Annotated in this window: 21 protein-coding genes; 16 read left to right on the top strand and 5 right to left on the bottom strand. The window is 69.6% G+C overall.

What is annotated here, in order from left to right:
* Genes ACWDU4_RS14085 through ACWDU4_RS14065 form a run of 5 tightly spaced genes read left to right on the top strand, consistent with a single transcriptional unit; the run spans nt 1 to nt 6,586 of the window.
* Nucleotides 1-2,055 (top strand): acetyl/propionyl/methylcrotonyl-CoA carboxylase subunit alpha, encoded by a 2,055-nt coding sequence (locus ACWDU4_RS14085; protein WP_450114527.1) that lies wholly within the window; start codon nt 1-3, stop codon nt 2,053-2,055.
* Nucleotides 2,052-3,215: an acyl-CoA dehydrogenase family protein gene (locus ACWDU4_RS14080; RefSeq protein WP_450114526.1), complete on the top strand. Its 1,164-nt coding sequence runs from the start codon at nt 2,052-2,054 to the stop codon at nt 3,213-3,215. Before ACWDU4_RS14085 ends, ACWDU4_RS14080 begins: the two co-directional genes overlap by 4 nt.
* Before the next feature lie 11 nt (nt 3,216-3,226).
* Nucleotides 3,227-3,754, top strand: a complete 528-nt coding sequence (locus ACWDU4_RS14075; RefSeq protein WP_450114525.1) for a MaoC family dehydratase — start codon at nt 3,227-3,229, stop codon at nt 3,752-3,754.
* Nucleotides 3,729-4,592, top strand: coding sequence for an HpcH/HpaI aldolase/citrate lyase family protein (locus ACWDU4_RS14070; RefSeq protein WP_450114524.1), 864 nt, complete (start codon nt 3,729-3,731; stop codon nt 4,590-4,592). The genes ACWDU4_RS14075 and ACWDU4_RS14070 overlap by 26 nt, the downstream gene beginning before the upstream one ends.
* 2 nt (nt 4,593-4,594) lie before the next feature.
* Nucleotides 4,595-6,586 carry an acetoacetate--CoA ligase gene (locus ACWDU4_RS14065; RefSeq protein ID WP_450114523.1) on the top strand — a complete coding sequence of 664 codons (1,992 nt, stop codon included), beginning with the start codon at nt 4,595-4,597 and terminating at the stop codon, nt 6,584-6,586.
* Between the two features lie 93 nt (nt 6,587-6,679).
* Here the strand turns inward: ACWDU4_RS14065 and ACWDU4_RS14060 are convergent, their stop codons facing one another.
* Nucleotides 6,680-7,183 (bottom strand): alpha/beta fold hydrolase, encoded by a 504-nt coding sequence (locus ACWDU4_RS14060; protein WP_450114522.1) that lies wholly within the window; start codon nt 7,181-7,183, stop codon nt 6,680-6,682.
* Between the two features lie 393 nt (nt 7,184-7,576).
* On the opposite strand from ACWDU4_RS14060, the gene ACWDU4_RS14055 reads away from it, so the two are divergent.
* The 5 genes from ACWDU4_RS14055 to ACWDU4_RS14035 all read left to right on the top strand — a co-directional run bounded on the left by ACWDU4_RS14055 (nt 7,577) and on the right by ACWDU4_RS14035 (nt 13,605).
* Nucleotides 7,577-7,708: a hypothetical protein gene (locus ACWDU4_RS14055; RefSeq protein ID WP_450114521.1), complete on the top strand. Its 132-nt coding sequence runs from the start codon at nt 7,577-7,579 to the stop codon at nt 7,706-7,708.
* A gap of 201 nt (nt 7,709-7,909) precedes the next feature.
* Nucleotides 7,910-9,139, top strand: coding sequence for an ABC transporter substrate-binding protein (locus ACWDU4_RS14050; RefSeq protein ID WP_450114520.1), 1,230 nt, complete (start codon nt 7,910-7,912; stop codon nt 9,137-9,139).
* Between the two features lie 47 nt (nt 9,140-9,186).
* Nucleotides 9,187-11,928, top strand: a complete 2,742-nt coding sequence (locus ACWDU4_RS14045; RefSeq protein WP_450114519.1) for an ABC transporter permease subunit — start codon at nt 9,187-9,189, stop codon at nt 11,926-11,928.
* A complete protein-coding gene (locus ACWDU4_RS14040; protein ID WP_450114518.1) occupies nt 11,925-12,764 on the top strand; it encodes an ATP-binding cassette domain-containing protein in 840 nt (279 codons plus the stop codon). Before ACWDU4_RS14045 ends, ACWDU4_RS14040 begins: the two co-directional genes overlap by 4 nt.
* A gap of 85 nt (nt 12,765-12,849) precedes the next feature.
* Nucleotides 12,850-13,605, top strand: coding sequence for a FadR/GntR family transcriptional regulator (locus ACWDU4_RS14035; protein WP_450114517.1), 756 nt, complete (start codon nt 12,850-12,852; stop codon nt 13,603-13,605).
* Between the two features lie 4 nt (nt 13,606-13,609).
* Here ACWDU4_RS14035 and ACWDU4_RS14030 read toward each other — a convergent pair whose 3' ends face one another.
* Nucleotides 13,610-14,662, bottom strand: a complete 1,053-nt coding sequence (locus ACWDU4_RS14030; RefSeq protein WP_450114516.1) for a DUF6777 domain-containing protein — start codon at nt 14,660-14,662, stop codon at nt 13,610-13,612.
* A 156-nt stretch (nt 14,663-14,818) separates the two neighbouring features.
* On the opposite strand from ACWDU4_RS14030, the gene ACWDU4_RS14025 reads away from it, so the two are divergent.
* On the top strand, nt 14,819-15,568 hold the full coding sequence (locus ACWDU4_RS14025) for an enoyl-CoA hydratase-related protein (protein WP_450114566.1): 750 nt from the start codon (nt 14,819-14,821) through the stop codon (nt 15,566-15,568).
* 29 nt (nt 15,569-15,597) lie between these two features.
* Here the strand turns inward: ACWDU4_RS14025 and ACWDU4_RS14020 are convergent, their stop codons facing one another.
* Complete coding sequence (locus ACWDU4_RS14020; RefSeq protein ID WP_450114515.1) at nt 15,598-17,100, bottom strand: MFS transporter; 1,503 nt, start codon at nt 17,098-17,100, stop codon at nt 15,598-15,600.
* A gap of 72 nt (nt 17,101-17,172) precedes the next feature.
* On the opposite strand from ACWDU4_RS14020, the gene ACWDU4_RS14015 reads away from it, so the two are divergent.
* Nucleotides 17,173-17,643, top strand: coding sequence for a MarR family winged helix-turn-helix transcriptional regulator (locus ACWDU4_RS14015; RefSeq protein ID WP_450114514.1), 471 nt, complete (start codon nt 17,173-17,175; stop codon nt 17,641-17,643).
* A gap of 126 nt (nt 17,644-17,769) precedes the next feature.
* Here ACWDU4_RS14015 and ACWDU4_RS14010 read toward each other — a convergent pair whose 3' ends face one another.
* Nucleotides 17,770-18,054 carry a DUF1496 domain-containing protein gene (locus ACWDU4_RS14010; protein WP_450114513.1) on the bottom strand — a complete coding sequence of 95 codons (285 nt, stop codon included), beginning with the start codon at nt 18,052-18,054 and terminating at the stop codon, nt 17,770-17,772.
* Between the two features lie 196 nt (nt 18,055-18,250).
* Between ACWDU4_RS14010 and ACWDU4_RS14005 the strand changes: the two genes are divergently transcribed.
* Nucleotides 18,251-19,144: an SDR family oxidoreductase gene (locus tag ACWDU4_RS14005; RefSeq protein WP_450114512.1), complete on the top strand. Its 894-nt coding sequence runs from the start codon at nt 18,251-18,253 to the stop codon at nt 19,142-19,144.
* Nucleotides 19,145-19,306: 162 nt separating this feature from the next.
* Here ACWDU4_RS14005 and ACWDU4_RS14000 read toward each other — a convergent pair whose 3' ends face one another.
* Nucleotides 19,307-20,188 carry a TetR family transcriptional regulator gene (locus tag ACWDU4_RS14000; RefSeq protein WP_450114511.1) on the bottom strand — a complete coding sequence of 294 codons (882 nt, stop codon included), beginning with the start codon at nt 20,186-20,188 and terminating at the stop codon, nt 19,307-19,309.
* A gap of 182 nt (nt 20,189-20,370) precedes the next feature.
* Here ACWDU4_RS14000 and ACWDU4_RS13995 point away from each other — a divergent pair, with 182 nt between their 5' ends.
* The 3 genes from ACWDU4_RS13995 to ACWDU4_RS13985 are packed head-to-tail and all read left to right on the top strand — an operon-like array spanning nt 20,371 to nt 23,335.
* A complete protein-coding gene (locus tag ACWDU4_RS13995; RefSeq protein WP_450114510.1) occupies nt 20,371-21,576 on the top strand; it encodes an acyl-CoA dehydrogenase family protein in 1,206 nt (401 codons plus the stop codon).
* A 14-nt stretch (nt 21,577-21,590) separates the two neighbouring features.
* On the top strand, nt 21,591-22,598 hold the full coding sequence (locus tag ACWDU4_RS13990; protein ID WP_450114565.1) for a phosphotransferase family protein: 1,008 nt from the start codon (nt 21,591-21,593) through the stop codon (nt 22,596-22,598).
* On the top strand, nt 22,595-23,335 hold the full coding sequence (locus ACWDU4_RS13985; RefSeq protein ID WP_450114509.1) for an SDR family NAD(P)-dependent oxidoreductase: 741 nt from the start codon (nt 22,595-22,597) through the stop codon (nt 23,333-23,335). Before ACWDU4_RS13990 ends, ACWDU4_RS13985 begins: the two co-directional genes overlap by 4 nt.
* Nucleotides 23,336-23,475: the final 140 nt, after the last annotated feature.

The following is a 23,475-nucleotide window of genomic DNA, read 5'->3' as shown; positions in this document are numbered from 1 at the left end:
ATGACTGTGAGCGAGATGATGACTACCTCAACACCTTCCGACACCACCGGATTGTTCGGGACCGTGCTGGTCGCGAACCGGGGTGAGATCGCAGTCCGCGTGATCCGCACCCTGCGCGCGATGGGGATCCGGTCCGTCGCCGTCTACAGCGACGCGGACGTGGACGCCCGGCACGTCCACGAGGCGGACACCGCGGTGCGTCTCGGCCCCGCCGCGGCGCGGGAGAGCTATCTCGACATCGACAGGGTGGTCGAGGCCGCCCGCCGCACGGGTGCGCAGGCCGTGCATCCCGGGTACGGGTTCCTTTCCGAGAACGCGGCCTTCGCGGCCGCGTTGGAGGCGGCGGGGATCGCGTTCCTGGGCCCGTCGGCGCGCGCCATCGAGGTGATGGGCGACAAGATCACCGCGAAGAACGCGGTCGCCGCGTTCGACGTGCCGGTGGTGCCGGGCATCGCGAAGCCGGGCCTGACCGACGCCGAACTGATCGCCGCCGCCGACGAGGTCGGTTACCCGGTGCTGGTCAAGCCGTCCGCGGGCGGCGGCGGCAAGGGCATGCGGATGGTCGAGGATCCGGCGGCGCTGCCTGCGGCGTTGGCGAGTGCCCGTCGGGAGGCTGCGTCGGCGTTCGGTGACGACACTCTGTTCATCGAGCGGTTCGTGTTGCGGCCCCGGCACATCGAGGTGCAGATCCTCGCCGACACGCACGGCAACGTGATCCATCTGGGGGAGCGTGAGTGCAGCCTGCAGCGTCGGCACCAGAAGGTGATCGAGGAGGCGCCGTCGCCGCTGCTGGACGAGGCGACCCGCGCGCGGATCGGTGAGGCGGCCTGCAACACCGCCCGCAGCGTGGACTACGCGGGCGCCGGGACGGTGGAGTTCATCGTCTCCGCGGATCGGCCCGACGAGTTCTTCTTCATGGAGATGAACACCCGGCTGCAGGTCGAGCACCCGGTCACCGAGATGGTGACGGGCCTGGACCTGGTCGAGTGGCAGGTGCGGGTGGCGGCGGGGGAGAAGCTGACCCTGAGCCAGGACGACATCACCCTCACCGGTCATGCGATCGAGGCGCGGGTCTACGCGGAGGATCCGGCGCGCGGCTTTCTGCCGACCGGTGGCACAGTCGTCGACCTCGCCGAACCGACGGGCGTTGGGGTCAGGGTGGATTCGGGGTTGCGGGTCGGCACCGTCGTCGGCAGTGACTACGACCCGATGCTGTCGAAGGTGATCGTGCACGCCGCGGATCGGGCGGCGGCGTTGCGTGGCCTGGACCGGGCGCTCGCCGAGACGGCGGTGCTCGGTGTGGTCACCAACATCGACTTCGCGCGGTTCCTGCTCGCCGACCCCGACGTGGTGGCGGGGAATCTGGACACCGGGCTGCTGGACCGTCGGCTCGAGCACTTCGTCGCCCCCGAACCGGGTGACGACCAGATCGTCGCCGCCGGGGTGTACCGGTGGCTGGCTCGCTGGCCGTCCGGTTCGGCGGACCCGTGGGACATCCCGACCGGCTGGCGGGTCGGTGGCCCGGCCCCGACCGGCATCCGGCTCGCCACCGCGACCCGCGCCGAACACGTGCGCATCACCGGACGGCCCGACTCCGCGACGGCGCAGCTGGAGGATGGCGAATCCCGTTCCCTGACAGCCTCGTTGGATGGCGACCGGCTGCGGGTCGTGCTGGACGGGCGCAGCGAGACCTACCGGGTCGCCGAGCAGGACGGGCACCTGTGGCTGGCGTCCCCGTCGGGGATCGCGGTGGTCCGGGAGGTCGCGGAGGTCAACGTCCGCACCGGCGACGCGCACGCCGGGGAGGCGGAGCTGACCAGCCCGATGCCGGGCGCGGTGATCGCCGTCGGCGTCGAGTCCGGTGCCACGGTCACCGCGGGCACCACGATCGTGGTGGTGGAGGCGATGAAGATGGAGCACGCGCTGACCGCCCCGATCGACGGCACCGTCGAGGTCTTCGCCGCCGCCGGTGACCAGGTCAAGGTCGACCAACTGCTTGCACGCGTGATTCCCGACAGCACTGACGACAAGATCGAAAAGGGTGACCAGGCATGACCGACTACCTTTCCACCGGGTCGCTGCCCGACGAGTACGAGCAGCTGGCCAAGACCGTCCGAGACTTCGCGCAGACGGTGGTCGCGCCGGTCGCTGCCGAGCACGACGCCAACCACACCTTCCCGTACGAGGTGATCGACGGGATGGCCGACCTCGGCCTGTTCGGCCTGCCGTTCCCCGAGGAGTACGGCGGTCAGGGCGGCGACTATTTCGCCCTGTGCCTCGCGCTCGAGGAGCTCGGCAAGGTCGACCAGTCCGTGGCCATCACCCTCGAGGCGGGTGTCTCCCTCGGCGCGATGCCGGTGTACCGGTTCGGCAACGACGCCCAGAAGCAGGAGTGGCTGCCGCAGCTGACGAGCGGAAAGTCCCTCGCCGCCTTCGGCCTGACCGAGCCGGGAGCCGGCAGTGACGCCGGCGGCACCCGGACCACCGCCCGTGAGGACGGCGAGGACTGGGTGATCAACGGCAACAAGCAGTTCATCACGAACTCCGGCACCGACATCACCAAGCTGGTCACCGTCACCGCGGTGACCGGGACCGCGGCGAACGGGAAGAAGGAGATCTCCACGATCCTGGTACCTGCCTCGACCCCCGGGTTCACCGCGGAGCCCGCCTACAACAAGGTCGGCTGGAACGCCTCCGACACCCATCCGCTGACCTTCCAGGACGTGCGGGTGCCGCGGGAGAACCTGCTCGGCGAGCGGGGCCGCGGGTACGCGAACTTCCTGCGGATCCTGGACGAGGGTCGGATCGCGATCGCGGCGCTGTCCGTCGGTGCCGCGCAGGGCTGCGTCGACGAGTCGGTCAAGTACGCCAAGGAACGCGAGGCGTTCGGGCGCACGATCGGGTCCAACCAGGCGATCGCGTTCAAGATCGCGCGGATGGAGGCGCGGGCACACACCGCCCGCACCGCCTACTACGACGCCGCCGCGCTGATGCTGGCGGGCAAGCCGTTCAAGAAGCAGGCGTCGATCGCCAAGCTGGTCGCCAGCGAGGCGGCGATGGACAATGCCCGTGACGCCACGCAGATCTTCGGTGGCTACGGCTTCATGAACGAGTACGCCGTCGCACGGCACTACCGGGACTCGAAGATCCTCGAGATCGGTGAGGGCACGACCGAGGTGCAGTTGATGCTGATCGCGCGGGAGGCGGGTCTGTGAGCGAAGGTTCTGTGAGCGAGGGTTCAGTGAGTGCCGGGGTCGAGCCGCGCAGGGTCGTGCAGCGCGGCCTGTGGTTCGAGGAGTTCGAGACCGGTGTCGTCTACGAGCACCGTCCCGGTCGCACGGTCACCGAGGCCGACAACGTCCTGTTCACGACGCTGACGATGAACACGCAGGCACTGCACCTGGACGCAGCGTTCTCGGATGCGTTGCCGCCCTTCAACGCCCGGCTGGTGAATTCGATGTTCACGCTGTCCACTCTGGTGGGGCTGTCGGTGGCACAGCTGACGCAGGGCACGATCGTCGGAAACCTCGGATTCTCCGAGATCGCGTTCCCGAAGCCGCTGTTCCACGGCGACACGATGTACGCGGAGACGGTCATCGTCGAGAAGCGGGAGTCGAAGAGCCGGCCCGGCGAGGGCATCGTCACCTTCGCGCACACCGCGCGCAACCAGCACGGTGACGTGGTCGCGACCGCCGTCCGCAAGACGATGGTGCGGAAGCGTCCAATCGATGATTCCCGAACGGACGGTGAGTGACGTGGCCGGGACGGATGCACCCTGGACTCCTCCAGGACCCTCGTGGCTGTTCTGCCCGGCGGACCGGCCGGAACGATTCGCCAAGGCCGCGGCCACCGCGGACGTCGTGATCCTCGACCTCGAGGACGGAGTCGCGGCCGCGGACCGTCCGGCGGCCCGCCGCGCACTGATCGACACCCCGCTCGACCCGCAGCGCACCGTGGTTCGCATCAACGCGCACGGCACCGAGGACCAGCGGCTCGACCTGGAGGCGTTGCTCGAAACCGGCTATCCGCGGGTGATGTTGCCCAAGTGCGAGTCCGCAGAACAGGTGCGCTCCCTGGCGCCGCGGGAGGTGATCGCACTGATCGAGTCGCCGCTCGGCGCGCTGACCGTCGCGGAGTCCGCGCAGGTCGCCAACGCGGTCGGGGTGATGTGGGGCGCCGAGGATCTCGTCGCCTCGCTCGGCGGCACCGGAAGTCGCCGTGCCGACGGCACCTACCGGGACGTGGCCCGGCACGTGCGGTCCGCATCGCTGCTCGCCGCGAAGGCGCACGGGCGGCTCGCGTTGGACTCGGTGTACCTCGACATCAAGGACCTGGCGGGTCTGCGGGAGGAGGCGGACGACGCGGTCGCGGTCGGCTTCGATGCGAAGGTCTCGATCCACCCGAGCCAGGTCACGGTCGTGCGCGAGGCGTACGCGCCGTCCGCCGAGGACGTCGACTGGGCCCGGCGGTTGCTCGCCGCTGCGGGCGAGGAGCGCGGAGTGTTCACCTTCGAGGGCAAGATGGTGGATGCCCCGGTGTTCCGGCACGCGGAGCAGATCGTGCGCAGGGCAGGTGATCAGGAGGTCGATTGACGATGGCGGGGCCACAGTCGAAGGGGCCGCAGTGGGTTCCGTCCGACGAGGATGTCGAGGGGGCGCGGATCACCGATTTCGCGTCCTGGGCGGAGGGCCGCTGCGGCGTGAGCCTGCCCGACTATCGGGCACTGTGGCAGTGGTCGGTCGACGACCTGGACGACTTCTGGCTCGCGGTGTGGGAGTACTTCGAGGTTCAGTCGTCGACCCCCGTCGGCGCGGCACTGGTGGACGAGTCGATGCCGGGTGCCCGTTGGTTCCCCGATGTCCGCTCGAACTACGTCCGTCAGGCGTTGCGGCACGAGACCCGGCGCCGTCCCGCGATCCGGTACTCCGGTGAGGGCACCGGCGACGTCGAGATGTCCTGGGCGGAGTTGCGCAGGCAGGTCGGCGCGCTGGCCGCGACGTTGAAAGCGCACGGCGTCGGATCCGGTGACCGGGTGGTGGGCTACCTGCCGAACATTCCGGAGGCGGTGATCGCGTTCCTCGCGACCGCGAGCCTCGGCGCGATCTGGGCGGCGTGCGGGCAGGACTACTCCGCGCCCGCCGCACTGAACCGGCTCGGTCAGCTAGACCCGACCGTGCTGATCGCCGCCGACGGGTATCGCTTCGGGGGCAAGGTCCATCGGCGGGACGCCGAGGTCGCGCGGTTGCGGGCCGGGTTGCCGAACCTGCGCCTGACGGTGCGGGTGGAACATCTCGGCGATCTGCCCGACGTGCCCGCCGAGGAACCCTCGACCGGCCTCGCGGAGCCGGGCACGGTGATGTGCTGGGCGGAGGCGTCTGCCGGTGATGCGCCCCTCGACCCGGTGGACGTCCCGTTCGACCATCCGTTGTGGGTGGTGTTCTCCAGCGGCACCACCGGTCTGCCGAAGGGCATCGTGCACGGGCACGGTGGTGTGATGCTCGAGCACCTGAAAGCCCTTGCCCTGCAGAATGACATCGGACCTGCCGACACCCTGTTCTGGTACACCAGCCCGAGCTGGATGATGTGGAACTACCAGGTCGGCGCGCTGCTCGTCGGCGCGACGATCGTCTGCTACGACGGCAGCCCGTCGTACCCGGCGCCGGACGCGTTGTGGGAGCTGACGTCCCGGCATCGGGCCACGATGCTTGGCACCAGCCCCGGGTACGTGCTCGCCTGCGCGAAGGCCGGGGTGGTGCCGCGCGAGAATCACGATCTGGGCGCCTTGCGGGCCGTCGGGATCACCGGCTCCTCGCTGCCACCCTCCTCGTCGCTGTGGCTGTCCGAGAACGTCGGTTCGCAGGTTCCGGTGTTCTCGATCACCGGCGGCACCGACGTGGTGACGGCGTTCGCCGGCGGGGCGCGGACGGTCCCGGTGTGGCCCGGAGAGCTGTCGGTGCCGTGTCTGGGAGTCGCGCTGGACGCGTTCGATTCCGACGGGCGGTCCGTGCGCGGCGAGGTGGGGGAGTTGGTGGTGACCCGCCCGATGCCGTCGATGCCGGTGTTCTTCTGGAACGACCCGGAGGGGACGCGTTACCGGGACTCGTACTTCGCGGTGTATCCCGGCGTGTGGCGGCACGGTGACTGGGTCACGATCACCGACCACGGCAGCGTCGTCGTCCATGGACGATCCGACTCGACATTGAACCGCAACGGTATTCGGATGGGCAGTGCCGACATCTATCAGGTGATCGAGGAGCTGCCCGAGGTTGTGGAGGCTCTGGTGCTCGGCGTGGAGCAGGCCGACGGCGGATACTGGATGCCGCTGTTCGTCGTGCTTGCGGACGGAGTGGACCTCGACGACGCCCTCGAGGAGCGGATCAGGTCCGCCCTCCGGGAGCAGGTGTCGCCGCGGCACGTCCCCGACGACATCATCGTGGCACCCGGTGTGCCGCACACCCGCACCGGAAAGAAGCTCGAGGTGCCGATCAAGCGGCTGCTGCAGGGCGCCGACGCGGACCGGATCGTCGACCGCAACGCCGTCGACGCCCCGGACCTGATCGACTGGTACACCGCGCAGAAGCGCTGACCGGGAAGGGTGCCACGAGCGGGTTGCCGGGGCTCGGAGTCGCCTCGGGCGCGGGGCGCTCGCCGATCGAACCGCGTGCGGGGCCCATCGGCGTCAGCGTGAGGTCCGGTCGGCGCGGCCGGTTCCGTCGAGTGCTGCCAGCAGCGCGTCGTTGACGGCGTCTGCTGGTGTCAGCGGCAGCGTGTGGTGGGTGGCCCCCTCGATCACGGCCACGCGCACGTCCGGCATCGACGTCGAGAGCGTTGCCGTGATCCCACGACTGTCGTGGACCTTGCTCCCCGCTGCGAGGATCACGGTCGCGTCGGCCTTCAAACGGGCCAGCGCGTCGGGTTTCGGTCGCCTGGGGACCACCGTTCTCGTCTTCGGAAAGTGCGCGGCACCTCGAGCGAGGAGGTCGATCCAGTCCTCGTCGAGGGTTCGCCCCTCCGTCTCCCACCGGATGAAATCACGTTCGCGTTTCTCGTTGGGGAACAAGAGAATCGGCAGTGCGTGAAGTAGGTACCGGGCGCGCATGCCTGCGAAGCAGGAGTTGGGATCGAGCAGCGCGAGTCGGGTGACCCGTTCCGGCTGTCGCAGTGAATACGCGAGCGCGACCATCGCACCGTACGAATGGCCGACGAGCCCGAAACCGTCCAGGCCGAGTGACCCGGCGACGGTGTCGAGCAGGACAGGAGGTCGTCGACCGTTCGCGGTCCGTTTCCGTTGGGAGTGCTGCGGCCGGCGTCTCCGATCAGATCGACCGCATGGACTCGGTGTCGCTCCGCGAGGGCGGGCACGTTCGCGAACCACACCGTGGCGGTTGCCCCGCCGCCGGGCAGCAGGAGCACCGGTGGGGCGTCGGGCGGTCCGCACGAATTGACCCGGGTGGTGCCGTGCTCCGATTCCAGGTCGCGGGTGGTGACGTCGACCGGCCACCTGTCGAGGACGCGGTCGTACGCACGGTAGAAGGCAGCCCCTTCCGCGGTGGCGGCGAAATCGGAGATCGATGGCGTGGGCATCGCGAACGCCACCGCCGCCGTCGACGCGTACACCGAGGCGGAGCTGGACACCGTCGGCAAATTCCTCGTGGACATGCAGCGAGCGGTTGAGTCGTCGGCGGTGGAGTCGACCCCGCGGCCGTGATGCCGCACGGGTGGCAATTTCGTGGCACGGAAACACGGATTTCGCCGATTCGCCTCCGCGGCCGGTCGGGGCTTCATACGATGCTGCGAATTGCTGGGCGTAGTGCCGGGGTTCCCGGGGCCCACGGGGAGTGAGTCACCTGCCCCGGGGTGATCGAGACCAGGTGGGCGCCCACGTCCGTCGTCCTAAGGATGGTCCGTCTTGACACGCACTGTTTCGAAGCGCCTGGTTCCTGCCGTGGCCTCGCTCGTCGCCGCCGGCCTGGTGCTCAGCGGATGTGGCAGCAGCGACGCCGAGTCCGGCGCCTCCGCCGCCACCGGTGAGCCGATCAAGGTCGGCCAGATCATTCCCGTCGAGGCGCCGGGCATCTCGCTGGCCAGCCAGGCCAAGGGCCTGACCGCGTCGGTCGAGGTGTTCAACGAGCGGGGTGGCGTCAACGGCCGTCCGCTCGAACTGATCCAGTGTGATTCGCTCGGCGACCCCAACAAGGAACTCGACTGCGCCGACAAGATGATCTCCGAGGGCGTCGTCGCCACGCTCGCCGACTTCACGCCGGCCTCCCCGGAGGCGACCTCGGAGAAGCTCGCGAGCGCGGGGATCCCGCGAATCGGCATCAACCCGATGAACTACGCGGAGTTCGCGGCCCTCAACGTGTACACCCCGTTCGCGGGTTCGCTGCTCACGCTGTTCGGCACCGTCGACACCCTGGTCGCCAACGGCAAGACGAAGCTGACGGTGATGCGCCCCGACCTGCCGGTTGCCGCGATGCTCAACCAGTTCCTCGGTCCGTACGTGAAGTCGCGGGGCGCCGAGATCGTCAACGAGGTCGCGGTCGGCGCCGGCGCCACCGACTACACCCAGTTCGTCGCCGCCGCCGAGCGCAACGACGCGCAGGGCGTCATCATGGCCCTGACCGCGACCGAGTCGAACCAGATCGCGGAGGCGTTCAACCAGCTCGGCTCGAAGCTCAGCTTCGCGCTGGCCGCCACCGGATTCACCCAGACCGACCTGCAGCACCTCGGCAGCTTCGCCACCAGCTCCGTCTACACCAGCCCGGTGCCTGCGCCGTCGTCGAGCACCGAGGACTTCCCCGGCCTCGAGGAGTTCCTGGCCGACATGGAGAAGTCCGGCGACAGTGACCTCGAGCGTTCGGAGATGAACGGCACGGAGATCTTCTCCTGGCTCTCGGTGCGCGCATTCGGTGAGGTGGCGAAGGGGCTCGACAACATCTCGGCGAACACCGTGTCGCAGGGCTTCATGAACGCCAAGGACCTCGACATGGCCGGACTCGTCCCGGCCTGGACGCCGAACGACACCGAGCCGTTCTTCGGGATCTTCCAGCGGGTGTCGAACTCGATGATGTACAAGCAGTCCTTCGACGGGGACGTCGTCGTCACCGATCCCAACCAGTACGACCTGCGCACGAAGTAGCGCGGCGTCGTACGCAGTAGCACCGGACGATCGATCGGGGAGCGGCAATGACGGAGTTCGTGCAGTTCGCCATTCTCGGGCTCGGGGCCGGATCGGCCTACGCCCTGCTCGCGCAGGGCGTGGTGCTGGTCTACCGCGGATCCGGGGTGGTGAATTTCGCGCAGGGTGCGATCGCGATGGTTGCGGCCTACCTGTGTCTGGAAACCCTTCAGCGAGAACATGACTGGCCGCTGTGGCTCGCGTTCGCCGCGGGAGTCGTGGTCGCGGGTCTGATCGGACTGGTGTTTCAGCTGACCGTGCTCAGGTGGCTCGCGAACGCCGCCCCCATCGTGCGGTTGGCTGCCACGCTGGGTCTGCTGGTGATCCTGCAGTCGGCGGTGCAGCAGTTCTACGGCCTGAAATCGATTCGGGTTCGGTCGTTCCTGCCCAACGACGCCTATCACTGGGGTGATGTGGTCGTGCAGCAGGATCGGCTGATCCTGCTCGCGATCGCGATCGGGATGACGGTCGTGCTGTGGGCCGCGACCCGGTTCACGCGGGTCGGACTCGCGATCACCGCCGCCGCCGAGAACGAGCGGGCCGCGGCCGCGCTCGGGTGGTCACCGCAGCGGCTGGCCGCGCTGACGTGGACGGTCGGCGGCGCACTCGCCGGCATCGCCGGCATCCTCGTCGCCCCGCTCACCGGTCTGACGCCCACCGCGTTCGTCGTCATCGTCACGGTGTCCGCGCTCGCCGCGGCACTGCTCGGTGGTTTCAAGTCGTTCCCGCTGACCCTGCTCGGCGGCCTGGTGCTCGGCGTCGGCGAGAGTCTCGTCACCCTGTACCAGGACTCGATCCGCGAGTTCCTGCACATGGAGACCCTCACCGGCGTCAACCGGGCCGTGCCGTTCCTCGTCATCCTCGTGGTGTTGGTCGTGCGGGGTAAGGGCCTGCCGCTGCGCAGCCACGTCTCCGAACGGCTCCCACGCCTCGGCTCCGGCGCTGTCAGCTGGCCGGGGCTCGTCGTCGCCCTCGTGATCGCGATCGTGGCGATCGCGTTCAGCGACGACTGGCTCCGCGCGCTCACCCTGACCCTCGCCGCTGCGGTGTTCCTGTTGTCCATCGTCGTGCTCACCGGCTACGCGGGACAGCTGTCGCTGGCCCAGTACACCGTCGGCGGGCTCGGCGCGCTGATCGCCGCGCGTCTCGTCGGTCAGGCCGGTTGGTCACTGATCCCGGCCGCGATCGTGTCCGTCGCGGCGGTCATCGCCGTCGGCGTGCTGTTCGCACTACCGGCGCTGCGCACCCGTGGTGTCAACCTCGCGGTCGTGACCCTCGGCCTCGGATTCACCGTGCAGGAGATGATCTTCGGCAACCCGGCACTGACCGGTGACAAGCTCGACAACTCGGTGCGGATTCCGAAGCTGACACTGTTCGGCCTCGACGTGACCGCCTCGAAGTATCCGGAGCGCTGGGCGCTGGTGTGTCTCGCGGTCCTCGCTCTCGCCGGAATCATGGTCGCGAACCTCCGGCGGTCGCGGACCGGCCGCCGCCTGATCGCGGTCCGCACCAACGAACGCGCCGCGGCCTCACTCGGTATCAGCGTCTTCACGGTCAAGATCTACGCGTTCGCCGTCGCCGCCGGTATCGCCGCGGTCGCCGGAATCCTGTTGGGACTTCGCAACTCCGCCGTCACCTACGTCGAGTTCAACGCCTTCGCGTCGATCAACGCGGTGGTGCAGGCGGTGACCGGCGGTCTCGGCTACGTGATCGGCGCCGTCGTCGGCGCACTGCTCGCTCCGGGTGCCCTCGTCAGCCGCGCCCTGTCCGACGGCTCCAGCAGCGGCGCCGTCGCCAGCCTGATCGGCGGCATCGTCCTGATCGTCATTCTGCTCACCAACCAGAACGGCATCGCCGACATGCTGGCCCGGGTGAGGGCGGCCCTCCGCCGGACACCGGCGCGGACCGCCCTGCCGGGCAGGTCGAGAGCATCCACATCGCAACAACTCTCGTCGGGAGCCGACGATGCGACGGTGCCGGCCACCCCGCTCGCCGTGCGCGGGCTCGGGGTGCGGTTCGGAGGCGTGACCGCCGTCGACTCGGTGGACCTGACCGTGCTGCCCGGCCAGATCGTCGGACTGATCGGACCCAACGGTGCCGGGAAGACCACGGTGATCGACGCGATCACCGGATTCGTCACTCCCAGCGCGGGCCGGGTCGATCTCGGTGACCACGACATCACCGGTTGGTCCACCGCACGCCGATCCCGGGCCGGGCTGCGCCGGTCCTTCCAGTCGCTGGAACTGTTCGAGGACATCAGCGTGTGCGACAACATCCACGCGGGCGCCGACGAGGCGACCCGTGGCAGTTGGCTCACCGACCTGTTCTGGCCGGGGCGCCGGCCGCTGTCACCGACCGCGTCCACCGCGGTCCGGGACTTCGAGCTCGAAGCAGACCTGTCCGCCATGCCGGACCAGTTGCCCTACGGGCGACGCCGGCTCGTCGGCATCGCCCGCGCGGTGGCGTCCGGGCCGTCGGTGATCCTGCTCGACGAACCCGCCGCCGGTCTCGACGAGGCCGAGAGTCGTGAACTGGCACACTGCATTCGACGCCTCGCCGACGAACGGGGCGCCGGGGTGTTGCTCGTCGAACACGACATGGGAATGGTGATGTCCACCTGCGACCGGATCGTCGTGTTGGAAGCGGGCCGGGTGATCGCCGAGGGAACGCCGGAGGAGATCGCGTCCGACGACCGCGTCCGCACCGCCTATCTGGGAACCGACGACGAAATGACGGGTGCCGTGTCATGACCACCACGAAGCGCGAACAATCCGCCGGGGAGATGGTGCTCGACTGCGCCGGACTGGATGCGGGGTACGGCGGCGCGACGGTGTGCCGCGATCTGAACATCCGGGTCCGGTCCGGTGAGGTCGTCGCGCTCATCGGTGCCAACGGCGCGGGCAAGTCCACCACGATGCTCACCGTCGCCGGTGAGCTGGCACCGCTCGGCGGACAGGTCACCGTGCTCGGATCCGACGCCCGCGCCTCGCTGGCCACCCGCGCTCGGCGCGGCTTGAGCTACGTCACCGAGGAACGGTCCGTGATCATGGGCCTGACCGCGGCCGAGAACCTCAAACTGGCAGGGGTCGGAGCCGACGCCGCCTGCGCGATCTTTCCGGAACTCCGGGCATTGCTCGGCCGGCCCGCCGGGCTGCTCTCGGGTGGCGAACAGCAGATGCTCACCCTCGCGCGGGCGCTCGCCCGGAACCCGCGGCTGCTGTTGGCGGACGAACTGTCCCTGGGGCTCGCACCGCAGATCGTCGCGCGGCTGCTCGCAGTGGTGCGGGCCGCCGCGGACGAGCGTGGGGTCGGCGTCCTCCTCGTCGAGCAGCACGTGCAGCAGGTGCTGCGCGTCGCGGACCGGGTGTACGTGATGCGGCGCGGCCGGGTGATCGTGGAGGGGACCGCAGCGGAGATCGCCGCGGACCTCGACGCCGTCCAGCGGGCCTACCTGTCCGCCTCGGCCGTCGACGAGGTCGCGGAGACACCCCCGGCGGTCGCCGAGACACCCCCGGCCGTCGCCGAGACACCCCCGGCCGTCGCCGAGACACCCCCGGCCGTCGCCGAGACACCCCCGGTGAGCTGATCACGGCCGCTCGGTCGGTCCCTTGTACGGTTGTGGCGTCGTTTTTTGCTGCGAGGGTGCGGACCGCGGATCAGTGAGGGGTGTCGTGGGAGTGGGAGCGAAGTCACCTGTCGTCCGGGTGCCGAAGGCGGGTGAGCTGGTCGCGGCCAGCCTCCGCCGGCGAATCATCACCGGCGAACTGAAGGTCGGCGACCCACTGCCGAACGAGGCGGCGTTGATGGAGCAGTTCGGGGTGTCCCGGCCGACGCTGCGGGAGGCGTTCCGCATCCTCGAATCCGAGTCGATCATCACCGTGCTGCGCGGCGCGCACGGCGGCGCGCGGGTGCTCGCGCCCGATTCGTCGGCGGCCGCGCGGTACACCGGGTTGCTCCTGCAGTACCAGGGCGTCCCCCTCGTCGACGTGTACCGGGCCCGGGCCTCGTTCGAGGTGGCGGCGGTCGGGCAACTCGCGGACGGTGCCCACGGCGACGAACTGGACACCTTCGAAGCCCTGCTCGAGGCGGGCGCGGATCTCCTGGACGACGCGGAGGCGTTCGCCCGGCACGACGTGGACGTCCATCAGGCCCTCATCGACCTGGCGGGCAACCAGACGGTCGCGGTGCTCGCGGGAATGATCGTCCACATCATCGACGCGCACCACGCTCTCTTCATCGCCGCGCACGGCGGGGAGAACGAGCGGCCGGCCTCGCGCGCCGCACACCGGTCCTACCTGCGGCTGCTCGGACTGATGCGGGACGGCGACTCCCTTGCGGCGCAGGAGTTCTGGGGGAAACACCTCGACGCGATCGAGCGGTACATGATCGACAACTCCGAGACCACCCTCGTCGAGGTGCTGTCCTGACCCGTCACCTCGGGATCGGGATTACCAGCGGGGGCAGCCCGGGCACCTCCACCCGGATCTCCGCCGGCGGTGCCACCGGTGGGGGCTGCGGGACCACCACGGGGGCAGGCTCCGGTGCGGGCGGTGGTTCCGGTGCGGGCGGTGGGGGTGGTGGTTCCGGTGCGGGCGGCGGCGCAGGTGCCTCCGCCAGCGCGCGGCGCGGAGCCTGATCCGCCGGCGCGGACACCACCGGAGCCGGTGCCGGGGTGGTCACTCTCGTCGTGGTCGGCGCAGGCTCGGCCGGTCCCGACCCGACCGGAACCGCGGTCAGGGTGCCGGTTGCCAGGTCCACCACCGACACGGCGCCCATCGCATCGAGGGCCGGCCGAATAGTCAGGACACGACCGGCGTCGAATCCGGGCCAGGGCACCGCACGGGGATCGGGGTCGACGGTCGTCGTCGGGGTGTCCAACGGCGCACCGTGTGCGCACCGCACCTTCGGCGCGCCGTGTTCGTCGATCAGGACGATCGTCCCCGACTCGAGCACCGACTCCCGCGGGACCGCGCGGCCCTCGTCGTAGCCGTAGTTCGTGACCCGGGTGTCCGCGCGGAGCAGCACCGGGGTCAGCGTGCTCACGAAGCCGCGGACGTCGGACACGCCCTGAACCTTCGCCCACGCGGTCAGTTTCGTCGGATCGCGTTCGAGTTCGTCGACGAGGCGAGCGCTGTCGCACAGCGGACGGTTGGGGCTGCCGCCGTACAGGCCGCCACGGTCACCGTCGACCACCGGTGTCGCCTCGACCGACAGGTCGCTGCCCGGCGGGCCGGGCGGAACGACGGTCGGGGTCTGCGGCGGCAGCAGCCGGTCCGTCCAGGGCTGATCGCCGTCCTGCGTCGTCGCGAGCATGGCGACGGTGTGGGTGGCCGGTCCACGCTGGGCGCATCCGGTCGAGACCGTCGCGAGCGCGACGCACGCGACCACGAGCAAGCCGACCGGCCACCCGTGGGGAGGGCCGGTGGTTGCGACGGCGCGGCGTCGGTCCCGGTGTGCGGACCGCCCGCCGTTGTCGGGGGCCACCCGGCCATCGTAAGCGCGTCGCCCGCCCCGTGCTCGGTGATCGCGGCGCGGTGGTCGGCGCTCGCCGGGGGTGCGGTGACGGAGCGGTCGTACCCGCCCGTGTCACCATGGTGACCCGTCGGCAGGGTTGTTCCTGGCAGGGAAGGGGATCACGTGGTGCAGGTGCGGCAGGAAGTTCGGGACAGGGTGCTGGTGATCCACCTCGAGCGGGAGGACAAGCGCAACGCGATCAACGGAGCGATGGCGCAGGGTATCGACGCCGCGCTCAACCGGCTCGACGACGACCCCGACCTGTGGGTGGGGGTGCTCACCGGGACGCCCGTCGTGTTCTGCGCCGGCACCGACATCAAGGAGGGCTCGGGTGACCTCACGCCGAGAGGCGGCGAGTACGGCATCATCCGGCGGCAGCGCGAGACACCGCTGATCGCGGCGGTGGAGGGGCAGGCGCTCGGTGGTGGCTTCGAGATCGCCCTCGCCTGCGACCTGATCGTGGCCGCCGAGTCGGCTGTGTTCGGGCTGCCGGAGTCGCTACGCGGACTGGTCGCCACGTCCGGCGCGCTGTTCCGCGCGCCCCGGGCCCTGCCCGTCAACGTCGCCCGCGAACTGCTCATCACCGGCAACACCCTCACCGCGCGCCGCGCCTACGACCTCGGCGTGGTCAACGAGGTCACCGCGACGGGCGGCGCGCTCGAGGGTGCACTCGCGACGGCAGCGAAGATCTGTGCATCCTCGCCGACGTCTGTGCGCGAAAGTCTGCGCGCGGTAAGGGAACTCACGGCCGACGACGATGCCCTGGGCTGGGAGGTCACGTCGCGGGCCAAGGACGTCGTCACCTCGTCCGCCGACATGCGCGAGGGCATCGGCGCGTTCTTCGAGCGACGCGAACCCCGCTGGACCGGGTGCTGAGGGGCCGGCGCCGGCGAAGTGCCGACCGGTCAGTGTGCCGCGGTGGGTTCCCGGTCCGTCTCGTCGACGGTGATGGCCTCCGGCGCGGTGGACGAGCGCGGGACGAAGGCGGCCACCAACAGGGCGAGCAGAGCGGCTCCGGCTCCGATCAGGAAGGTCGTCACGAAGGCCTCGTGGGTGGGCACCTCTGCTGATCCGAACGGCTTCGTCATGGTGGCGAGCACGGCCGTCATCACCGCGGCAGCGAACGACGTGCCGACCAGTCGCATCAGGGAGTTGAGTCCGTTCGCCGCGCCGGTTTCGTGCAGCGGGACCGAGCCCATGATCAGGGCGGGCATCGCCGCGTAGGCGATGGCGATGCCCGCCGTGATCACGATGTTCACCATCGCGATCTGCCAGAGCGCGTTCATCGCCACGGCGCCGATCAGATAGCCCGCCGCGATCACGACCGTGCCGACCATCAGCGTGATCCGGGGCCCGTGCCTGCCGGTGATCCGTGCCGAGACCGGGGACAGCAGCATCATCACGATGCCGCCCGGGGCCATGCACAGGCCGGCCACGACCATCGACTGCCCCAGCCCGTAACCGGTCTCGGGCGGCGACTGCAGAAGTTGGGGCACCGTCAATGCCGTCGCGTACATCGCGAAGCCCGCCAGCACCGACGCCACGTTCGTCAGCAGCACGGGGCGGGACGAGGACACCCGGAGGTCGACCAGTGGTTCGGCGGTTCGGAGTTCGAACGCGCCCCAGAGCAGGAAGACCACTGCCGAGGCTGCGATCAGGCCGAGGGTGAGCGGGCTGGTCCAGCCCCACTGTCCGCCTTTCGTCAGGGCCAGCAACAGCGTGACCAGACCTGCGGCGAGCCCGGCAGCACCCACGTAGTCGAAGCGGCCCGGTTTGCGGATCGGGGACTCGGGCACGAAGGCCGCAACCGCGGCCGCGACTGCGACGCCGAGGATCGCCGCGGCCCAGAACAGGGCGTGCCAGCTGTAGTTCTGTGCGGTCCACGCGGCCAGCGGCAGCCCGATTGCGCCGCCGATCCCCATGGTCGAGCTCATCAGCGACACCGCGGCGGCCATCTTCTCTCGGGGCAGCTCGTCACGCATGATGCTGATGCCGAGTGCGATGGTGCCGGTGGCCGCGCCCTGCAGGGCACGGCCGATGATCACCGGTGCCACGCTCGAGCTGACCGCACAGATGACCGAGCCGGCGACGAGAAATCCCATGGAGATCAGGATCATTCGTCGTTTGCCCACCATGTCGCCGAGGCGTCCGGCGATGGGCGTGACGACCGCCGCGGCGAGCAGCGTCGAGGTCACCGCCCAGGAGGCGGTCGACGGAGACGTGTGGAGGAGGTCGGGCAGCACGTGGATCAGGGGGACCACCAGGGTCTGCATCAGCGAGACCACGATGCCCGCGAACGCGAGTGTCGGCAGCATCAGAGCAGCGGCTCCGGTGCTCCGTCCGGCGGAATGATCGACGGCGGTCAACGTGGCCTCCTGCTCCGGCCGGGGACGGGCGTCGCGGCACATGAATGTGCACCATACACACAATGTGTATGGTGCACTGCGGCTTGGGTGCTTCGTGATGCCACAATGTCCGCGATGAACAGTGACGACAACGGGCGCAGCGCAGGGCTGGACCTCGAACGCGAGATTGCACTCCTGGCCCGGCACACCGCGCTGGTGACCAAGGTTCGGACCGTCTCGCAGGAACTCGATCGCTCGGCCTACCTGCTGCTCAGTCGGCTCGAGATCAGCGATCCGATGACGCTGAAGGAACTCGCCGACTCGTTCGGCCTCGACATCTCCACTGTCAACCGGCAGACGGCCGCGCTGATCCGGGCCGGGCTCGCGGAGAAGATCGCCGACCCGGGCGGTGGCACGGCGCGCAGGCTGCGGCCGACCGAGACGGGGCTCGCCGCCCTCCGGCGCGACCGGGGCCGGAACGTCGCGGGCATCGACGACCTGACCGGAACCTGGACCGACGACGACCGCCACACGCTGGTCGCGTTGCTGCGGCGACTGAACGAGGAGATCGAACGCCGTCAGGGCGTGCACTGGCCCCGAGACTGAACCACCCTCGACCGAACCACCCCGGGACCGGAACACGGCGGTGGCCCGCCGGAGCGCGGCGGGCCGGCCGTGGTCGCGCCCCGATTCGTCGGCTCCGGATCAGGCCGTCGACACTGCAACGGGCCTTCAGCTCTGGAACAACGGCATCATCGGAGCCGGTTCGGGACGCACATCGTTCTGCGACGTGGTTCGCAGCCACGTCCCGTCCGCCCGGCAGCGCTGATATGTGCCGTCCTCGTAATAGATCTTCGCGCCGACGCTGTAGTCCCGGCCGTTGTAGACGCACACCGTGGTCGTGGAGTCGTCGGGGTCGAAGACCGTGTCGGCGGCCGCGGTCGCCGCCGACGCGCCGATCAGGCCGAGGGCGACGAGTGCGGACGCGGCGAGGGTCTTGGTGGTGCGCGAGATCATGTCTGTCCTCCTTGTGTGGATGTGTTGCCCCGGGGTCGGGGTGTCACCAACTATTCGGGCGCGGCGGCAGGGCTGACAGGCACCCTGGGTGGCGAACCGCTCCACCCTGCACTCCGGTTCACGCGGTCGCGCTCTTGTACCGTGGCTCCCGGCCGAGACCTCGGTCACAGAACGAGCGAGCAGGGGAGTGGCAGGGATGGGCATCAACGACGGACGCGTGGTCATCGTGACCGGTGCTGCGGGCGGCATCGGCCGAGAGCATGCGCTCGAATTCGCCAGGCAGGGAGCCAAGGTCGTCGTGAACGACCTCGGTCCCGCGGAGGCCGTGGTCGAGGAGATCAAGGCGCTCGGCGGCGAGGCCGTCGCGAACAAGGACGACATCTCCGACTTCGAGGGCGCAGGCCGGCTGGTGCGGACCGCGATCGAGGAGTTCGGCACGCTGCACGTGCTCGTGAACAACGCGGGCATCCTCCGCGACAAGATGTTCGTCAACATGACCGTCGACCAGTGGGACGACATCATGCGCGTGCACCTGCGCGGCACGTTCGCCCCGTCGCAGCACGCCGCCTCGTACTGGCGGGAGCAGAGCAAGGCGGGGACGCCGGTCGCGCACCCTCGGATCATCAACACCTCGTCGCCGTCGGGCCTGTACGGCAACCTCGGTCAGACGAACTACGGTGCGGCGAAGGCCGGGATCGCGGCGTTCACGGTGATCCTCGCCGACGAGCTGGCACGGCTCGGCGTCACGGTCAATGCGATCGCCCCGACCGCGCTCACCCAGATGACGGCGGGTCTGGAGGGCTTCGTTGCGGCCGCCGAGGCGGAGAAGGAGCGCACCGGGTTCGATGCCTCCGCGCCCGGGAACATCTCCCCGACGGTGGTCTGGCTCGGTTCGCCCGAGTCCGACGGTGTCACCGGTCGGGTCTTCAACGTGCACGGCGGCTCGATCAGCGTCGCCGAGACCTGGGTGGCCGGTCCCGGTGTCTCGAAGAACGAGCGGTGGGATCCGGCGGAACTCGGCGAGGTCATCCCGGCGCTCGTCGCGCAGGCTCGGCCGAACTCGAACATGGCGGGCAATCCCCGCTCCTGACCGCCGAATGAACGGGAGTTCGGTGGCAGGCTCCTCGAAGCCGCCGCTGAACTCCCGTTCGGTGTTTCGGCACTCCCGTTCGGTGTTTCGGCACTCCCGTTCGGTGTTTCGGCACTCCCGTTCGGTGTTTCGGCACTCCCGTTCGGTGTTTCGGCACTCCGTTCAGTGATTCCGGGGGTCTGCCCGGCCGAGCAGGCCGAGTGCGAAACCCGCGTACTCGGAGGCGATCTGCTCCGGCGTCGACGGCCCGTCGGCGCGGAACCACTGCGGCAGCGAGGTGCACATCGTCGCGATGGCCCGGCCCGCGTCGCGCGGATGGGTGGTGGTCAGTGCGCCGTCGCGGACGGCCGCATCGATCTGCTCGTCGAGTAGGTACTGGATCTGGTTGCGGGAGTCGGTGATCCGTGATCGGTCGGGCTCCTCGAGGCTGCGCATCTCGCTGGCTCCGATGAAGGCGAGTGCCCGGCGGTGGGTGTGGAAGAGCGCGAGGGCCTCCACGACCAGGGCGACCCGTTCGACCGCCGTTCCGCCCTCGTCTCGTGCCGCGCGTACCCGCCAGTGCAGTTCGTCCATGGTGAGGTCGAGCGCACGCACCAGGAGGGCTTGTTTGTCCCTGTAGTGGTGGTAGACGCCGGGCACGCTCATTCCGGCGCGCTGCGCGAGGGCTCGCACGGTGGCGCCGTGGTATCCCGTCTCGACGAACGCGTCGATGGCTGCGGCGAGCACCGGATCGATCCGCAGCGGGGGGAAGGCGCGCCAATCGGATTCGGGTCGTGCTGTCGTCCGGTGCTCGGGCACCGGCGGACGTGGTGTGGGGACGCCGGGGGAGTCCGGCTGCTCGCCGACCAGTCTCGCCACGGTGGTGCCCAGGATGACGGCGATGTCGCGGATCCGCTCGACGCTCACGCCGGTCCTGCCGTTCTCGATGGCGCTGATCGTCGCGGGGCTGACGTCGAGGCGTCTCGCCAGCTCGCGCACGGACATTCCGCGTTCGTTCCGGACGGACCTGATGGCCGCCGCGGTGGTGGTCGTGTGATCGCTCATGAGGCCCCCTGATCGTGATGTTCAGAATTACTGAACATTGGAAATGGTATCAGCAGAGCTGAACGAACGAAGAACGGTTCACGCCGCGCAATAGCAGTATTGACCCCTGATTTGTCGGTATGTCACCCTGAGATGGAATCCCGAGCGATCGCTCGGCATCGTGTGACTGAGGAGAGCTGATCGTGGCGATCGACCTGACCCACTCGTCCGAGGTGGAGGCGCTGATCGAGCGCACCCGCGCCTTCACCCGTGACCACGTGCTGCCCATCGAGGACGAACACGGTGGGGACATCGCTGTCGCGGGGGGTGACGAGATGCGGGTGCAACTGCAGAAGGCCGCAAGGGACGCCGGGGTGTTCGCCCCGCACGCGCCCGTCGAGTTCGGCGGCCACGGCCTGAACATGTCCGATCGGGCGCCGGTGTTCGAGGAGGCCGGGTACTCGCTGTTCGGTCCCACGGCACTGAACATCGCCGCGCCGGACGAGGGCAACGTGCACATGCTCGCCCACATCGCCAATCCGGAACAGCGCGAGCAGTACCTCGCGCCGCTCGCGCAGGGTGACGTCCGATCCGCCTTCGCGATGACCGAGCCCGCGCCCGGCGCGGGTTCCGATCCCTCGGCGCTGACCACGCGGGCGGTCAGGGCCGACGGCGGCTGGCGAATCAACGGGCACAAGTGGTTCATCACGGGAGCCGACGGCGCCGGCTTCTTCATCATCTTCGCCCGTACCGCCGGCGAGCCCGGCGATCGCGGTGGCGCCACGATGTTCCTCGCGCCCGCGGACACCCCGGGGATCCGGGTCGGTCGGCACATCGACACCCTCGACAAGTCGATGCTCGGCGGACACTGCGAGGTGTTCTTCGAGGACGTGCTGGTCCCCGACTCCGCTGTGCTCGGCGAGGTGGACCGCGGCTTCGAGTACGCGCAGGTGCGGCTCGGCCCGGCGCGGATGACGCACGTGATGCGCTGGCTCGGCGCCGCTCGGCGCGGCCACGACATCGCGGTCGAGTACGTGGCGAAGCGAGAAGCGTTCGGCGCCAGACTCGGTGATCTCGGCATGGTGCAGCAGATGGTCGCGGACAACGAGATCGACATCGCCGCCACCCGCGCACTGCTCACCCGCGCCTGCTGGGAACTCGACCAGGGTGGCAAGGCGTCGGACGCGACCGCGATCGCCAAGACCTACGCGGCGGAGGCGATCTTCCGGATCGTCGACCGCAGCGTCCAGATGTGCGGTGGCATGGGCGTTTCCGGCGATCTTCCGCTCGCTCGACTCTCCCGAGAGGTACGTCCGTTCCGCGTGTACGACGGCCCGTCCGAGGTACACCGGTGGGCACTGGCCAAGCGCGTCGTCGGTGCCGCCAAGCGCGCCCTGAAGGAGTCCTGATGAGCCTGCCCGGCATGGATGTCGCCGCGCTGCGGCGGTTTCTGATCGACAGCGGCGTCGAGGTCGCAGGGAACCTCGACGTCGAACTGCTCAGCGGTGGCCGCTCGAACCTGACCTTCACGGCATCCGACGGCCGCAGCACCTGGATCGTGCGCCGGCCCCCGATCAGCGGGCTGACGCCCTCGGCGCACGACATGGCGCGCGAGTTCCGGGTGACCAGCGCACTGCAGGACTCGCCGGTGCCGGTGGCGCGCACGGTCGCGTTCGACGAGGCGGGAACCGTGCTCGGTGCCCAGATGACGGTTGTCGAGTTCGTCGACGGCCGCGTGGTCCGGGACCAGGACGACCTCGCCGCGCTGACCGACGCCGAGGTCCGCGACTCCGCGCACGCGCTCGTGGGGGTGCTCGCGGACCTGCACTCGGTGGACTATCGGACCGTCGGGCTCGGTGAGTTCGGCCGACCGGACGGGTTCGTGGCCAGGCAGGTCAAGCTCTGGGCCGGGCAGTGGGAGCGGGTCAAGACCCGCGACCTGCCCGACGTCGCGACGCTGCACAGCAGGCTCGCCGACGCGATCCCGCAGGCTTCGGAGGCGTCGATCGTGCACGGCGACTTCCGGATCGACAACACCATCCTCGACGCGGAGGATCCGACGATGGTCCGGGCCGTCGTGGACTGGGAGATGTCCACCCTCGGTGACCCGCTGACCGACGCGGCCCTGATGTGTGTGTACCGCGCGCCGGTGTTCGATCTGGTGCTCGGCTCGCGGGCGGCCTGGACGAGCCCACGGCTGCCGTCGGCGGACGACCTCGCGCAGACCTACGCGACCGCATCGGGGCGCGACCTCGGGGACTGGAACTTCTACCTTGCCCTCGCCAACTTCAAGCTCGGCATCATCGGGGAGGGCATCACGCACCGGGCGTTGCAGGGCTCGGACGCCGGCAGTGGTGCCGCCCGCGCCGCGGAGGCGACCGGCGAGTTCATGGCGGCCGGCCTGCGTGCCCTCGCGGGAGCATCCGCGTGAGCGGCCGGACTGCGCTCGTCACGGGCGCATCCCGGGGGATCGGCCTCGGTATCGCGAACCGGCTTGCCGCCCAGGGGTATTCGCTCACCATCAGCGCGCGGGACGAGCAGCGTCTGGGGGAGGTCGCGGACTCGCTTCGGGCGGCAGGTGCACCACGCGTCGTCGCTGTCGCAGGCGACCTTGCCGACCCCGAGGCGATCGAGCGGCTGACCGCCCGGCACGCCGACGACCTCGGTCCGATGAAGGCGCTGATCGTCAACGCCGGCGTGGGGACGGCGGGTACCGTCGCGGACTTCCCGATGCGCCGGTTCGACAAGACTCTCGACGTCAATCTCCGGGCGCCGTTCCTGCTCCTGCAACAGTGCCTGCCGATGCTGCGGGCCGGAGCGGCCGCGGATCCCGGGCGTGGTGCGAAGGTGATCGCGCTGTCCTCCGTCACCGGGGTCTACGCCGAATCGGGCCTGGCCGTCTACGGCGCCACCAAGGCGGCTCTGATCTCACTGGTGGCCACGCTCAACTCCGAGGAGTCGGGCAACGGGGTCAGTGCGACCGCCATCTCGCCCGCCTACGTGGACACCGACATGAGTGCCTGGATTCGCGACCGGATCCCCGCCGACGAGATGCTAGAGGTGGACGACATCGTCGAGTTGGTCGATTCCCTGCTGCGCCTGTCGGCGCGCGCTGTCGTGCCCAATGTGGTGGTGACGCGGGCGGGTACCGACGGGCTGCGGGCGTGACGCCGGGCGCGTCGTCGACGGGTTCGAAACCTGGCAAATAGCCAGACAACTTTCATTTGGTGTGGCCGGGTCACGATCTGTGACCCGGCCACAATCATTCTGTGACCAGAAATGACTGCCTGGTTCATTGCGGGCAAACT

The organism is Rhodococcus sp. NPDC003348 (genome assembly GCF_053589375.1).
This window is presented reverse-complemented; position numbering and strand designations above follow the sequence as displayed.

What these genes read in the sequence shown, in the direction of transcription:
- ACWDU4_RS14005 (WP_450114512.1), top strand. Translation starts at nt 18,251, where the DNA reads ATGGGCATCAACGACGGACGCGTGGTCATCGTGACCGGTGCTGCGGGC.
- ACWDU4_RS14080 (WP_450114526.1), top strand. Translation starts at nt 2,052, where the DNA reads ATGACCGACTACCTTTCCACCGGGTCGCTGCCCGACGAGTACGAGCAG.
- ACWDU4_RS14015 (WP_450114514.1), top strand. Translation starts at nt 17,173, where the DNA reads ATGAACAGTGACGACAACGGGCGCAGCGCAGGGCTGGACCTCGAACGC.
- ACWDU4_RS14000 (WP_450114511.1), bottom strand. Translation starts at nt 20,188, where the DNA reads ATGAGCGATCACACGACCACCACCGCGGCGGCCATCAGGTCCGTCCGG.
- ACWDU4_RS14085 (WP_450114527.1), top strand. Translation starts at nt 1, where the DNA reads ATGACTGTGAGCGAGATGATGACTACCTCAACACCTTCCGACACCACC.
- ACWDU4_RS13990 (WP_450114565.1), top strand. Translation starts at nt 21,591, where the DNA reads ATGGATGTCGCCGCGCTGCGGCGGTTTCTGATCGACAGCGGCGTCGAG.
- ACWDU4_RS14060 (WP_450114522.1), bottom strand. Translation starts at nt 7,183, where the DNA reads ATGGTCGCGCTCGCGTATTCACTGCGACAGCCGGAACGGGTCACCCGA.
- ACWDU4_RS14020 (WP_450114515.1), bottom strand. Translation starts at nt 17,100, where the DNA reads ATGTGCCGCGACGCCCGTCCCCGGCCGGAGCAGGAGGCCACGTTGACC.
- ACWDU4_RS14010 (WP_450114513.1), bottom strand. Translation starts at nt 18,054, where the DNA reads ATGATCTCGCGCACCACCAAGACCCTCGCCGCGTCCGCACTCGTCGCC.
- ACWDU4_RS14045 (WP_450114519.1), top strand. Translation starts at nt 9,187, where the DNA reads ATGACGGAGTTCGTGCAGTTCGCCATTCTCGGGCTCGGGGCCGGATCG.
- ACWDU4_RS14065 (WP_450114523.1), top strand. Translation starts at nt 4,595, where the DNA reads ATGGCGGGGCCACAGTCGAAGGGGCCGCAGTGGGTTCCGTCCGACGAG.
- ACWDU4_RS14040 (WP_450114518.1), top strand. Translation starts at nt 11,925, where the DNA reads ATGACCACCACGAAGCGCGAACAATCCGCCGGGGAGATGGTGCTCGAC.
- ACWDU4_RS14070 (WP_450114524.1), top strand. Translation starts at nt 3,729, where the DNA reads ATGATTCCCGAACGGACGGTGAGTGACGTGGCCGGGACGGATGCACCC.